The organism is Amycolatopsis deserti (assembly GCF_014653945.1).
Classification (GTDB): domain Bacteria; phylum Actinomycetota; class Actinomycetes; order Mycobacteriales; family Pseudonocardiaceae; genus Amycolatopsis_E; species Amycolatopsis_E deserti.
Genome location: NZ_BNAU01000007.1, coordinates 1 through 12344, shown reverse-complemented (window position 1 = coordinate 12344; position 12344 = coordinate 1). Strand labels below are relative to the sequence as shown.

The following is a 12344-nucleotide window of genomic DNA, read 5'->3' as shown; positions in this document are numbered from 1 at the left end:
ATAGCCTGAAGTCCATGAGCGGGTCGAGGGTGAGCCAGGGCAGCGGAGAGGACGTGCGCACCCGGCTGGTCTTCGGCGCCCACTGGGGATTCCTCGCGTTCTTCGCCGGCCTCGGCGTCTACCACCTGGTGACCGTCGTCATGACGGCCCTGCGCTCGGGCCACGCCAGCGTCGATCCGCTGGAGCTGCTCGACGTCGGCCCGGTGCTGCTGCTCGCGTTCGTGCCCAGCCTGCTGCTCGGCCTCGCCCCGCTGGTCGCGTCGCGGCGCTGGGGGAGCGGCCCGCGGCGCGACTTCGGTTGGCTCCCGACCCTGCGTGACGTCAAGGTGGGCCTCGCCTTCGGTGCGCTCGCCCTGCTCGCCGGGTACCTGGTCAACGTGGTCCTGCTGGGCATCTACGGCACCGACCGCATCTCCGACAGCCCGCTCACCGACCTCGCCGAGGACGGCGGCTCCGACGAGTTCGTGTGGCTCGCGCTCGCCGCGCTCGTCGTCGTGGTCGCCACGCCGATGGCCGAGGAGCTGCTGATGCGCGGCTCGCTGTGGGGAGCGCTCGAGCACCACCACGTCCCGCGGTGGGTGATCCTCGTGCTGACCGCGGTCGTCTTCGCCTACCTGCACGGCGAACCGACCCGCACGCTCGCGCTGCTCGCCCAGGGGCTGCTGATCGGCGCGGCGCGGTGGCGGACCGGCCGGGTGGGGGCGAGTTTCGTCGCGCACGCGGCGAACAACCTGGCCCCGGCCTTGCTGCTGTTCACCGGGTCCTGAGCGGAACGACCATGGCGACTAGGCTCGGTAGGTGCTGGGCGAGGATCAGAGGGAGGCGCGCCGTGACGGCACATCCGGGCGAGCTCGACCAGCCTGATGTGCCCGCCGCCGCGGACACCGCGCCCGCGCACCGCTGGGGGTTCGGCGCCTTCCTGGTCGTCGAGGCCGTCCTGCTGGCCTCCGCCGCGTTCGTCAGCGTCCTGCTCGGGCCCGCGCCGCCGGGACAACCGCTGCCCGCGCGGGACGTGCTGATCGGCACCATGGCGCCGACCGTGCTCGCCGCGCTGGTCGCGATCCTGATCACCAAGGTGCGCGGCAACGGCCCGTTCACCGACCTGCGGCTGTCCTGGCGCTGGGAGGACGTCAAGCTCGGGCTCAAGCTCGGCACGTTCGGGCTGGTGCTGACCACGGTCAGCGCGTTCATCTGGACCCAGGCGGTCGGCGAGGCCAACGCCGGTTCGGCGATCAGCGCCCTGGTCGAGGAGCAGCCGATGTCGGTGAGCGCGGCCGTCGTGATGTTCGCCTACCTGTGGCTGCTCGGCCCGATCTGCGAGGAGATCATCTACCGCGGCCTGCTGTGGAGCGCGGTCGAGCGGCTGCACTGGGGCCAGGAGAAGTGGGCCCGGCTGGCGGCGTTCCTGCTGTCCACGGCGGTCTTCGCGGCCAGCCACCTGGAACCGCTGCGCACCACGCTGCTGCTGGTGATCGCCATCCCGATCGGCCTGGCCCGGCTGTTCACCGGCCGCCTGCTCGGCAGCATCGTGGCCCACCAGATGAACAACTTCCTGCCCGCCGTGGCGATGCTGCTCACGGCGCTGGGAGTGATGGCCATCTAGACGCCCGGTGCGGGCCGCGTGACCGGGTCTGGCAGAATAGTCGCTTGCCTGCTGCGGCCGGGCCCTCTCACCGTGCCGTGGCGACCGAAAAGCTTCGGGTACTCGTCCGGTGTCCCCACACGGAACGTGACCCGACACCCGCGAGCACGCAGAGAACCAAGGAGTACCCACACACCGTGGCCGTCAAGATCAAGCTCCAGCGCCTCGGCAAGATCCGTGCGCCGTACTACCGCATCATCGTCGCCGACGCCCGCACCCGCCGGGACGGCAAGGCGATCGAGTCGATCGGCAAGTACCACCCGAAGTCCGAGCCGAGCTTCATCGAGGTCGACTCCGAGCGCGCCCAGTACTGGCTGGGTGTCGGCGCGCAGCCCACCGAGCCGGTGCAGCGCATCCTGGAGATCACCGGTGACTGGCAGAAGTTCAAGGGCCTGCCGGGTGCCGAGGGCACGCTGAAGACCGCCGAGCCGAAGCCGTCCAAGGAGGAGCTGTTCAACGCGGCCCTCGCGGCGGCCGGTGACGAGCCCGCCACCGAGGCCACCACGCCGAAGAAGAAGTCGGCCAAGAAGGCCGACGACGAGGCGGCGAAGGACGAGGCGTGAGCTTCCTCGCCGACTCCCTCGAACACCTGGTGCGCGGGATCGTGGACAACCCGGACGACGTCCGGGTCGACCTGATCACCACCCGCCGCGGCCGCACGCTCGAGGTCCACGTCCACCCGGACGACCTCGGCAAGGTCATCGGCCGCGGCGGCCGGACCGCGACCGCGCTGCGCACCGTCATGGGCGGCATCGGTGGCCGCGGCGTCCGCGTGGACGTCGTCGACACCGACCGCTGACCCTTCCGTGGACGTCGTCGTCGGGCGGGTCGCCAAGGCCCACGGTGTGCGCGGTGAACTCGCCGTGGACATCCGGACCGACTCGCCCGAGGAACGCTTCCGCGACGGCGCGACGGTGACCGCGCGGTTCCGCGACGGCACCACGCGCCCGCTGACCATCGCAGCCGCCCGCCCACACAGCGGGCGGCTGCTGGTCACGTTCGAGCAGGTGGTGACGCGCGAGGCCGCCGAGGCCCTGCGCGGCGCCCTGCTGCTCGCCGACACCGCCGATCTGCCGCCCACCGACGACCCGGACGAGTTCTACGACCACGAACTCGAGGGTCTGCGTGCCGAGCTGAGCGACGGCGAAGTGATCGGCACCGTCACCGAGGTGGTGCACGCCCCGCACGGCGAACTGCTCGCGCTCGACCGCGACGGGCGCACCGTCCTCGTCCCGTTCGTGCAGGCCATCGTGCCCGTGGTGGACGTCAAGGGCGGCCGGGTCGTGATCGATCCCCCCGAGGGCCTGCTCGACGACGCCGGCTGACCGGCTGGTTACGCTCGCGCCGTGCGGATCGACGTCGTCACCATCTTCCCCGAGTACCTGGACCCGCTGCGGGCCGCGTTGCTGGGCCGCGCCATCGAGCGCGGGCTGATCGAGGTCGGGGTGCACGATCTGCGGGACTGGACCCACGACGTGCACCGCGCCGTCGACGACGCGCCCTACGGCGGCGGTCCCGGCATGGTCATGAAGCCGCAGGTCTGGGGCGACGCCCTGGACGCGGTCTGCGGTCCGGACACCCGGCTGGTCGTGCCCACGCCGGCGGGCCGCCCGTTCACCCAGGAGATGGCTCACTCCTACGCCCGCGAGAAGCACCTGGTGTTCGCCTGCGGCCGCTACGAGGGCATCGACCAGCGTGTGATCGACGACGCGGCGCGCCGGATGCCGGTCGACGAGGTGTCCATCGGCGACTACGTGCTGGTCGGCGGCGAGGCCGCGGTGCTCGTGATGGTCGAGGCCACGGTCCGGCTGCTGCCCGGCGTCCTGGGCAACCCGGTCTCGGCCAAGCAGGACTCCTTCTCCGACGGCCTGCTCGAAGGCCCCAGCTACACGCGCCCGGAGGTGTGGCGCGACCTGGCCGTGCCCGAGGTGTTGCGGTCGGGCAACCACGCGCTCATCGACCGCTGGCGCCGCGACCAGGCCCTGGAGCGGACCCTGCTCCGCCGCCCCGATCTCCTCGACCGGCTGCCGGACGGTACGCTGGACGAGCGCGATCTCGCCGTGCTCGACCGTGTCCGGTCGCGGCAGCGGCAGGCCGGGTGATCCGGCCGGGGACGCGTCTGCAATACTTGACAGGTTGGCCGTGCCAGTGGTGCGCGCCTGCCACAAGCCCCCGGGTCGCCTGCCCCAGTGAGAGCGTGCGCGTGCTCGGATGACTGCCAGACAGACGAAGGACGAGGACGGACTCCCGATGAACACCCTGGACGCCCTGGACGCTCAGTCGCTGCGTTCCGACATTCCGCACTTCCGCCCGGGTGACACGCTGAAGGTGCACGTTCGCGTCATCGAGGGAAACCGTGAGCGTGTTCAGGTTTTCCAGGGCGTCGTGATCCGCCGCCAGGGTGGCGGTATTCGCGAGACCTTCACCGTGCGCAAGGTTTCGTTCGGTGTCGGCGTCGAGCGCACTTTCCCGGTGCACAGCCCGAACATCGCGAAGATCGAGGTGCACAAGCGCGGTGACGTGCGTCGCGCCAAGCTGTACTACCTGCGCGAGCTGCGCGGCAAGGCCGCCAAGATCAAGGAGCGCCGCGAGGCCCCGACCGCGTCCTGAGCGATCGGACGTTCTCCGATAGCCTGGCGAAGTGGTCGAACCTGTGCCCTCCAGCGCCGCTGAGGACGAGCCCGAACGCCCGAATCCGGACGAGAATGCCGATGCCGGCGCAAATGGGAAACGGCGCCGCCGCAAGCCCAAGAAACAGCGCTCGTTCTGGGTCGAACTGCCGATTCTGATCGTCGTCGCGCTGGCACTGGCATTCGTGTTCCAGCAATTCCTGGCGCGGGTCTACACGATTCCTTCGGGGTCGATGGAGACCACGTTGCACGGCTGCACCGGGTGCTACGGCGACAAGGTCCTGGTCGACAAGATCACCTACGACTTCACCGACCCCGAACCGGGTGACGTCGTGGTGTTCAAGGGCCCGGAGCCGTGGGTGGAGAACGAGGCGGCGACCGAGCGTTCGAGCAACGCGGTGGTGCGCTTCTTCCAGAACATCGGGTCGGTGTTCGGGCTGGCGCCGCCGGACGAGCGCGACTTCGTCAAGCGGATCATCGCCACCGGCGGCCAGACCGTCGAGTGCTGTGACGCCCAGAACCGGGTCGTCGTCGACGGCAAGGCCCTGGACGAGCCCTACATCCACTGGGAGAATCCGTCTGACCAGCAGCAGGATTCGTTCCCGCCGGTCAAGGTGCCGGACGGGTACGTCTGGGTGATGGGCGACAACCGCAACGACTCGTGCGACTCGCGTTGCCAGGGCGGCGGCGGGGTCCGCGGTGCCGTCCCGGTGGACAACATCATCGGAAAGGCACGCATCATCGTGCTGCCACCCGGCCGGTGGGGCGGGGTCAGCGACCACAACCCGCAGGCCGCCGCACAGCCGGCCGCGCTCGGGATGAGCGCCCCGGCGTGGCAGGAAGGCGTGCCGCTCGGGTTCGGTGTGGTCGCCGCGTGGCCCGCGGTGTGGGGCGGGCGGCGACTGGGCTCGAAGGTGCGCGAGGCGGTCGAGCGAAAGCGGTAACCAGGTTGGGTAGGTCTTCGGCGGTTCTGGCCTCCTTCCGCCCGCCCAGGGCGATCGTCCGGGGCGAGACGGCGTGGGGGCTGCAGTCGGCGCTCGATCGGCGGGGCCTCGGCCCGGTGGCCGGGGTCGACGAGGCGGGCCGCGGGGCCTGTGCCGGCCCGCTGGTGGTGGCGTCGTGCGTGCTCCGGCCGGGGGACGCCGCGCGGCTGGCGGAGCTGAACGACTCGAAGCTGCTCACGGCGCTGGCCAGGGAGCGGGTCTACGAGCGGCTGCTGGTGCGCGCCCTGGACTACTCGATCGTCGTCATCTCACCCGAAGAGGTGGATCAGCTCGGTATTCATGTCACCAACATCGAGGGCATGCGCCGGGCCGTGGCGGGGTTGCGGGAGTGCCCCGGGTACGTGCTGACGGACGGTTTCAAGGTGCCCGGCCTGCCGGCGCCGAGCGTGCCGGTGATCAAGGGGGACCGGGCGGTGGCGTGCGTGGCGGCCGCGTCGGTGCTGGCGAAGGTGACGCGGGACCGGATCATGGCCGAGACGCATGTGAAGTACCCGATGTACGGATTCGACGTGCACAAGGGGTACACGACGGTGGACCACGGCGCGGCGCTCGTCGAACACGGGCCGTGTGAGGTACACCGGTGGTCGTACACCAATGTGGCAGCGGCGGCCGCCGCCCACGGGATGCGACCACCGCGGAAGGTCATGCTCACCGCTGCTGCGTTGGGGCAGTCCGATGCTCCGGTACGTGCTCTGGAGGGCAGCGTGGTTCAGAATGGGAGTTCCGCCGCCGGAGACCGGTCGAACTCGCGAGGAGGGGCGCGGATTTCATGAGCGCAGAGGATCTCGAGAAGTACGAGACCGAGATGGAGCTGTCGCTGTACCGCGAGTACCGCGACATCGTCAGCCAGTTCTCGTACGTGGTGGAGACCGAGCGGCGGTTCTACCTGGCCAACGCGGTGGACGTGCAGGTCAGGGACAGCGGGGGAGATGTGTACTTCGAGGTCCGCATGTCCGACGCGTGGGTGTGGGACATGTACCGGCCGGCTCGTTTCGTGAAGAACGTCCGCGTGATCACGTTCAAGGACGTGAACGTGGAGGAGCTGGAAAAGCCCGAGCTGAGGCTCCCGGAGGAGGGCCCCTTCTCCGGCTGAGGAGCAGTTTTCAACCCGAGGGACGCCCCCCGCGAGGGGACGTCCCTCGGTCTTTTTGTGCGGATGCCCACCCGGTGCACCGACCTCACGCCCCGGCAGCCCACCCAACCGGGCGATGGGGGAGCAGCCCTCTCAGCCCCCTCCGCAGGGCGGCAGCCGCTCCACGGACGCCCCACCGCCCGCCGCTCCTCGGCCGGAAGGCCCCCGGCTCCCACTCCTCCAAGAGAAGCCCCTCACCAGGTTCTCGAGAAGAAGTCCCCGCTCCCGCGATCCTGACCGGCCACCGCCCACCAAGGTTCTCCCACTCCCGTCCCGCTGGCCCCTCGGTGCCGGCCGTCCCCCCGGCCTCCGGCCGCGAGCCTCCGCACCGCCGCGGCCCCACCTCTCGGTTCCGTTGGCGAGCCTCGGTCCCCGGCCCGTCTGCCTCGCCGGGTCTCGGCCCCACGCGCCTGCGCCCCCGCTGCGGCCCTCGGCGTGCGGCCGCGAGCCTCTGCGCCGCCGCGGCCTCACCTCTCGGTTCCGTCCGCGAGCCTTGGTCCCCGGCCCGTCTGCCTCGCCGGGTCTCGGCCCCAACGCCCCTGCGCCCCCGCTGCGGCCCTCGGCGTCCGGCCGGGAGCCTCCGCACACCGCCGGGGCCCCACCTCTCCGTTCCGTCCGCGAGCCTCGGTCCCCGGCCCGTCTGCCTCGCCGCGTCTCGGCCCCACGCCCCTGCGCCTTGCCGCGGCCCTCGGCGTCCGGCCGCGGTTCTCTGCCTCCACCTCCGCCCGCCGCCAGCTCGCTCCCCGGCCCCTCGCCCCCGGGGCCCTGAACCCCAACCCACCACTAGCCCACGTGCACCTCGCCCCCAACCGCTCGGCCCCCTACCACCCGGGTCCGACATTTCCGCCACTCCCCACCGCAACCCGCCGCGGTTGTCCACAACACCCCACTTGTCCACAGGCCCGGCAACTCGGTCTGTCGGCGAAACCCCAGGTCCTGGCACCGTCGAAGGCAGTGAACGACCACCGACCTTGGGGGACCAGCCATGACCACCGCGGCCAGACCCGCCCGCCACCTCAGCCTCGGCCGCCGGGGCGAGGACATCGCCGCGCGCCACCTGCAGAAGCTCGGCTTCGTCGTGCTGTCCAGGAACTGGCGCTGCCGCCAGGGCGAACTCGACCTCGTTGCCACTGACGGCAGCACCCTCGTCATCTGCGAGGTCAAGACACGGACGCGGGAGAGTTTCGGCGATCCCGCGGAGGCCGTCACCGAGGACAAGATCGCCCGCATCCGGCGGCTGGCCGGGCAGTGGCTCAGCGTCCACCGCGTCGGCTGGTGTCGGATCCGCTTCGATGTCATCGCGGTCTACGCCGACGGCGAAGGCGAGCCCCGCGTCCGGCACATCCCGGGAGCGTTCTGATGCCGCTCGGACGTGCCTGGTCGGTGGCCCTCGTGGGGCTCGACGGCCGCCTGGTCGAGGTCGAGGCCGATCTGGGCGGCGGCCTGCCCGGCGTCAAGATGGTCGGCCTGCCCGACGCGGGCCTGCGCGAAGCCAAGGACAGGGTCCGCTCGGCCATCCGCAACTCCGGTCAACACTGGCCCGAGGACAAGGTCACCCTCGGCCTGTTCCCGGCGAACCTGCCGAAACTCGGCTCGGGTTACGACCTCGCGATCGCGGTGGCCGTGCTCGCCTCGGCGGGCAAGGTCCCGGCCACCCGCCTGCTCGGCACGGTCCTGCTGGGCGAGCTGGCGCTCGACGGTCGAGTGCGCGAGATCCGCGGCATCCTGCCCGGCCTGCTCGCGGCCCGTAAAGCCGGGATCAAGCGGGCGATCGTCCCGTCCCACACGCTGTTCGAGGCGGCCCTGGTCGACGGCCTGGAGGTCTACGGCGCGGCCAGGTTGCGTGACGTCGTGTCCTGGCTGGAGGGCGAGAACGCTCTCGCCCGGCCGGAGCCGCCCGTAGAGAGCGCACCGCCGGCGGTACCGGACCTGGCGGACGTCATCGGACAACCCGAGGCCCGCTGGGCGCTCGAAGTGGCGGCCGCGGGCGGGCACCACCTCCTCCTCACCGGGCCGCCCGGCGTCGGGAAGACCATGCTGGCCAAACGCCTGCCCGGGCTCCTGCCGATGCTTTCCCCGGAGGAGTCGCTCGAGGTCACGGCCGTGCATTCGATCCACGGCAAGTTGTCGGCGGCGGCCCCGTTGATCAAGGTTCCGCCGTTCGTCGCGCCGCACTATTCGGTCTCCGAAGCCGCCCTGATCGGTGGCGGCGCGGGCATCGCCACACCCGGCCTGATCAGCCAGGCTCACCGCGGGGTCCTGTTCCTGGACGAGGCCGCGGAGTTCGGTTCGCAACGGCTGGACTCCCTGCGCACCGTCCTGGAGGAAGGCGAGGTCCGCATCGCCCGCGCACGCGGTTCGGTCTGCTATCCGGCCCGCTTCCAGCTCGTCATGGCCACCAACCCCTGCCCGTGCGCACCACCACGAGAGACCCACTGCTCGTGCTCCCCGACCGAGCGCCGCCGCTACCACAGCAGGCTGTCCGGCCCGTTGCTCGACCGCGTCGACCTGCGGGTCCGGCTGCGTCCGATGACCGCCATGGGCCGCCACGAGAGCAGCGAACCCGAGCCGACGGAGGTGGTCCGCAAACGCGTCCTGGCTGCCCGCGACCGCGCCGCCGCCCGCTGGAGCTCGCACGGCTGGAAGACCAACGCGGAGGTTCCCGGCCCCGCCCTCCACCGCGAGTTCGCGCTCCCACCCCCGACGACAGCCCTGCTGGAGCGCAACCTCGAACGCGGCACGATCACCGCCCGCGGCGCCGACCGCTGCCTCCGCATCGCCTGGACCCTGGCCGACCTGGACGAGACCGACGAACCAACCCCCGACCACGTGGCCGCCGCACTGGAGTTCCGCGATCGGAGAGCAGCATGAGCCGCCCCACCGACCCGCCTCAACCGCGCCTCCCTCAGCCGCAGACCGGCATGACCACCTCACACAAGCTCCGACACCCTGGCTCCGCGCTGGAGTTTCCGCGATCAGAGGCCAGCAGGAGCCGCACGACCGACCCGCCTCGACCGCCCGCCGCCAACCTGCCCCCGACGCTGGAATCCGACGGCCGGAGGCCGGCATGACTACTCCCAGAACCGCCCCCGCGTGGTGCCGCGACCACGTCGCCGCTGCGCTGGAGTTCCGCGATCGGAGGCCAGCATGAGTCGCCCCACGGACCCGCCTCGACCGCGCGCCACCAACCTGGCCGCCCACGGCCGGAGGCCGGCATGACCACCACCCACACCGCCCCCGCGTGGTGCCGCGACCACGTCGCCGCTGCCCTGGAGTTCCGCGATCGGAGGCCAGCATGAGTCGCCCCACGGACCCGCCTCGACCGCGCGCCACCAACCTGGCCGCCCACGGCCGGAGGCCGGCATGACCACCACCCACACCGCCCCCGAGCCCTCCACCGACAACCTCGCCGCCGAGCGCCTGGCTCGCTCCTACCTGGTCCGCGTCGCCGAACCACCGGCTCCGGCCGTGGTCGACTTCGTCGCCCAGCACGGGCCCGTCGCGGCCGCCGAAGCGATCCGTGCCGGCGACTGTCCCAGCCGTGTGCGCGACGAGACCGAGGCCCGCCGCACGCACGACCACGCCCAGCGCGACCTCGACGAAGGCGCTCGCCTCGGCATGCGGCTGCTGATCCCCGAGGACGACGAGTGGCCGGGCTGGCCGCTGCTGTCCCTCCAGCTCGCGGCCAGTCGCGGCGTGCAAGGCGCCGCCCCGCCACTCGCGTTGTGGGTGCGCGGCCACACCCGCTTCGACGAGGCCACGGACCAGGCCGTGGCGATCGTCGGCGCCAGGTCGGCCTCGGGATACGGCGAGTACGTGGCCGGTGACTTCGCCTCGTCTCTGGCCCGCCAGGGAGTGCCGATCTTCTCCGGTGCCGCCTACGGCGTCGACGGCGCCGCCCACCGGGGAGCCCTGGCCGTCGGCGGCACCACCGTCGCGTTGCTCGGCTGCGCCCTCGACGCCGGATACCCCGCCGGGCACGTCGTCCTCCTCGACAAGATCGCCGAGCTCGGTGGGCTCGTCGCCAGTGAGTACCCGCCGGGCACACCGCCGGCCCGGCACCGGTTCCTGGTCCGCAACCGCCTCATCGCGGCGCTCAGCGAGGGCACCATCGTCGTCGAGGCCGGCCGGCGCAGCGGGGCGCGCAACACCGCGACGACTGCCGGCGCGCTCGGCAAGGTCGTGATGGCCGTCCCCGGGCCGATCACCTCCGCGATGTCGATCGGCTGCCACGAGCTGATCCGCGAGTCCGGCGCGACACTCGTCGCCTCGATCGACGACGTGATCGAAACCGTCGGCCGGCTCGGCACGCCCCGGCCCGAGAAGGCCCGCGCGAAACGGCCGACCGACGGCCTCGGCCCGGACGCCCTGCGCGTCCACGAGGCGCTCCACAAACGCGAGGGCAAGTCCGCCGAGCAGATCGCGGCCGAATCCGGGGTTCCGGTCGCCCGGGTCCGGGCGCTGCTGCCCGCCCTCGAACTCGACGAGCTCGCCGAGCGCTGCGAAAGCGGCTGGCGGCGCAGGACGAGGAGGTGATGTGATCGTCATCTGCTCCCGGTGTGGCGATGCTTGACCACGCGCGCCCCTTCGCGCAGCGTGAACAACCATGTCCGCACGGGAATCTCGGGGCCGCAAAACGGACCTGCACGCCCTCCGGGACGCCCTGCCGCGCGCCGCCGCCACCCTGGTCGACGACTACGAACGGCACCTCGGGCTGGAGCGGGGGCTGTCCCCGCACACGGTGCGCGCGTACGTCGGGGACGTCGTGTCCCTGCTGGGCTTCCTGCACGGTGAGGAGCCGCAGCCGGACGCCGCCGCGCTCGCGGGCCTGGACATCGGAGTGCTCCGGTCGTGGCTGGCCGACCAGCGGAACGGGGGAGCGGGACGGACCACTCTCGCGCGGCGAGCGGCCTCGGCCCGGACCTTCACCGCCTGGGCCCGTCGTCAGGGCGCGCTGGACCACGACCCAGGGGCGAAGCTGGTGGCGCCTCGGGTGCACCGGACTCTCCCGCCGGTGCTGCGGCCGGACGAGGCGGAGGACGTCCTCACCGCTGCGGGCAGCGGCGCGGCGCAGCAGGAGCCGGTCGCGCTGCGGGACCACGCGGTCCTCGAGCTGCTGTACGCGACCGGGGTGCGGGTGTCCGAGCTGTGCGGGCTCGACGTCGACGACGTGGACTTCGGCCGCAGGCTCGTCCGGGTGCTCGGCAAGGGCGGTAAGGAGCGCATGGTTCCGTTCGGCGCGCCGGCCGATCGGGCTCTGCGCAGCTGGCTCGACCACGGCCGGCCGGCGGTGGCCGGTGCGGTGGCGAAGCCGCACGCGTCCGCGCTGTTCCTCGGTGTGCGGGGCGGGCGGCTGGACCCGCGGACGGTCCGGCGAGTGGTGCACGAAGCCCTCGACGCGGTGCCCTCGGCGGCCGACATGGGCCCGCACGGACTGCGGCACACCGCGGCGACGCACCTGTTGGAGGGCGGTGCCGACCTTCGCAGCGTTCAGGAGCTACTCGGTCACGCTACGCTTGCCACGACACAGCTTTACACCCACGTGACCGTCGAGCGGTTGAAGGCGATCCATGACCAAGCCCACCCCCGATCCCGATGACCTCGGAGGACGGCAGGCAGGATCGTTGACACCGCCCGCCCCGTACGAGCCCGGAGAACGACCTGAGCCCGCTGCCGAGAACGGTTTCCGTGTGAAGGCCGATTTGCGAGCGACCCCTGCCCGCCCTGCGCCCGACCAGGCCGGGCGGCCGATGCTGCCCACATCCGGACAGGACGGCGAGCCCCGGATCGACCCCGCCGGCGCGCCCACGACTGCGGCTCCGGCCGGCAGGTCCAGCGCGGACGCCGATGCGCAAGCCGGAACCGAGCCGGTCCCGGACAGCGGGTCCGGCGGCGGCCCCGCGGCGGCTGCCGGTGTGGAAGGCGGGATCGAGCCG

Annotated in this window: 14 protein-coding genes and 1 pseudogene; all 15 read left to right on the top strand. The window is 72.1% G+C overall.

Going from position 1 to position 12344, the window contains the following annotated elements; all coding sequences use genetic code 11:
* Window positions 1–14: 14 nt before the first annotated feature.
* A complete protein-coding gene (locus IE290_RS26735) occupies window positions 15–767 on the top strand; it encodes a CPBP family intramembrane glutamic endopeptidase (protein ID WP_191247471.1) in 753 nt (250 codons plus the stop codon).
* Between the two features lie 62 nt (window positions 768–829).
* Window positions 830–1603: a CPBP family intramembrane glutamic endopeptidase gene (locus tag IE290_RS26730; RefSeq protein ID WP_191247470.1), complete on the top strand. Its 774-nt coding sequence runs from the start codon at window positions 830–832 to the stop codon at window positions 1601–1603.
* A 176-nt stretch (window positions 1604–1779) separates the two neighbouring features.
* Entirely contained in the window at window positions 1780–2205 is a 426-nt protein-coding gene (gene rpsP / locus IE290_RS26725; RefSeq protein WP_191247469.1) for a 30S ribosomal protein S16, read from the top strand.
* Window positions 2202–2441 carry an RNA-binding protein gene (locus tag IE290_RS26720; protein ID WP_017987579.1) on the top strand — a complete coding sequence of 80 codons (240 nt, stop codon included), beginning with the start codon at window positions 2202–2204 and terminating at the stop codon, window positions 2439–2441. Before rpsP ends, IE290_RS26720 begins: the two co-directional genes overlap by 4 nt.
* 7 nt (window positions 2442–2448) lie before the next feature.
* Window positions 2449–2967, top strand: coding sequence for a ribosome maturation factor RimM (gene rimM / locus IE290_RS26715; protein ID WP_094007859.1), 519 nt, complete (start codon window positions 2449–2451; stop codon window positions 2965–2967).
* 21 nt (window positions 2968–2988) lie between these two features.
* Window positions 2989–3744 carry a tRNA (guanosine(37)-N1)-methyltransferase TrmD gene (gene trmD / locus IE290_RS26710; protein WP_191247468.1) on the top strand — a complete coding sequence of 252 codons (756 nt, stop codon included), beginning with the start codon at window positions 2989–2991 and terminating at the stop codon, window positions 3742–3744.
* Window positions 3745–3892: 148 nt separating this feature from the next.
* Window positions 3893–4252: a 50S ribosomal protein L19 gene (gene rplS / locus IE290_RS26705; RefSeq protein WP_094007861.1), complete on the top strand. Its 360-nt coding sequence runs from the start codon at window positions 3893–3895 to the stop codon at window positions 4250–4252.
* 31 nt (window positions 4253–4283) lie between these two features.
* Window positions 4284–5216, top strand: coding sequence for a signal peptidase I (gene lepB, locus IE290_RS26700; RefSeq protein ID WP_191247467.1), 933 nt, complete (start codon window positions 4284–4286; stop codon window positions 5214–5216).
* A 53-nt stretch (window positions 5217–5269) separates the two neighbouring features.
* Complete coding sequence (locus IE290_RS26695) at window positions 5270–6049, top strand: ribonuclease HII (protein WP_191247880.1); 780 nt, start codon at window positions 5270–5272, stop codon at window positions 6047–6049.
* Window positions 6046–6369, top strand: a complete 324-nt coding sequence (locus IE290_RS26690; RefSeq protein ID WP_167098488.1) for a DUF2469 domain-containing protein — start codon at window positions 6046–6048, stop codon at window positions 6367–6369. Before IE290_RS26695 ends, IE290_RS26690 begins: the two co-directional genes overlap by 4 nt.
* Window positions 6370–7393: 1024 nt before the next feature.
* Window positions 7394–7768 carry a YraN family protein gene (locus IE290_RS26685; protein WP_191247466.1) on the top strand — a complete coding sequence of 125 codons (375 nt, stop codon included), beginning with the start codon at window positions 7394–7396 and terminating at the stop codon, window positions 7766–7768.
* The gene (locus IE290_RS26680) at window positions 7768–9279 is read left to right on the top strand and encodes a YifB family Mg chelatase-like AAA ATPase (protein ID WP_191247465.1); all 1512 of its coding nucleotides are present in this window, start codon (window positions 7768–7770) and stop codon (window positions 9277–9279) included. Before IE290_RS26685 ends, IE290_RS26680 begins: the two co-directional genes overlap by 1 nt.
* A 492-nt stretch (window positions 9280–9771) precedes the next feature.
* A complete protein-coding gene (dprA, locus tag IE290_RS26675; protein ID WP_191247464.1) occupies window positions 9772–10944 on the top strand; it encodes a DNA-processing protein DprA in 1173 nt (390 codons plus the stop codon).
* A gap of 70 nt (window positions 10945–11014) precedes the next feature.
* Complete coding sequence (locus IE290_RS26670; RefSeq protein WP_191247463.1) at window positions 11015–12007, top strand: tyrosine recombinase XerC; 993 nt, start codon at window positions 11015–11017, stop codon at window positions 12005–12007.
* Window positions 11979–12344 (top strand): annotated as a pseudogene (locus tag IE290_RS37990) (hypothetical protein); the annotation flags it as partial. The gene IE290_RS26670 and the pseudogene IE290_RS37990, both read left to right, overlap by 29 nt.

Excerpts from the sequence above, each read along its gene's own strand:
- IE290_RS26735 (WP_191247471.1), top strand. The coding sequence starts at position 15 with ATGAGCGGGTCGAGGGTGAGCCAGGGCAGCGGAGAGGACGTGCGCACC.
- rplS (WP_094007861.1), top strand. The coding sequence starts at position 3,893 with ATGAACACCCTGGACGCCCTGGACGCTCAGTCGCTGCGTTCCGACATT.
- IE290_RS26690 (WP_167098488.1), top strand. The coding sequence starts at position 6,046 with ATGAGCGCAGAGGATCTCGAGAAGTACGAGACCGAGATGGAGCTGTCG.
- IE290_RS26685 (WP_191247466.1), top strand. The coding sequence starts at position 7,394 with ATGACCACCGCGGCCAGACCCGCCCGCCACCTCAGCCTCGGCCGCCGG.
- IE290_RS26680 (WP_191247465.1), top strand. The coding sequence starts at position 7,768 with ATGCCGCTCGGACGTGCCTGGTCGGTGGCCCTCGTGGGGCTCGACGGC.
- dprA (WP_191247464.1), top strand. The coding sequence starts at position 9,772 with ATGACCACCACCCACACCGCCCCCGAGCCCTCCACCGACAACCTCGCC.
- IE290_RS26670 (WP_191247463.1), top strand. The coding sequence starts at position 11,015 with ATGTCCGCACGGGAATCTCGGGGCCGCAAAACGGACCTGCACGCCCTC.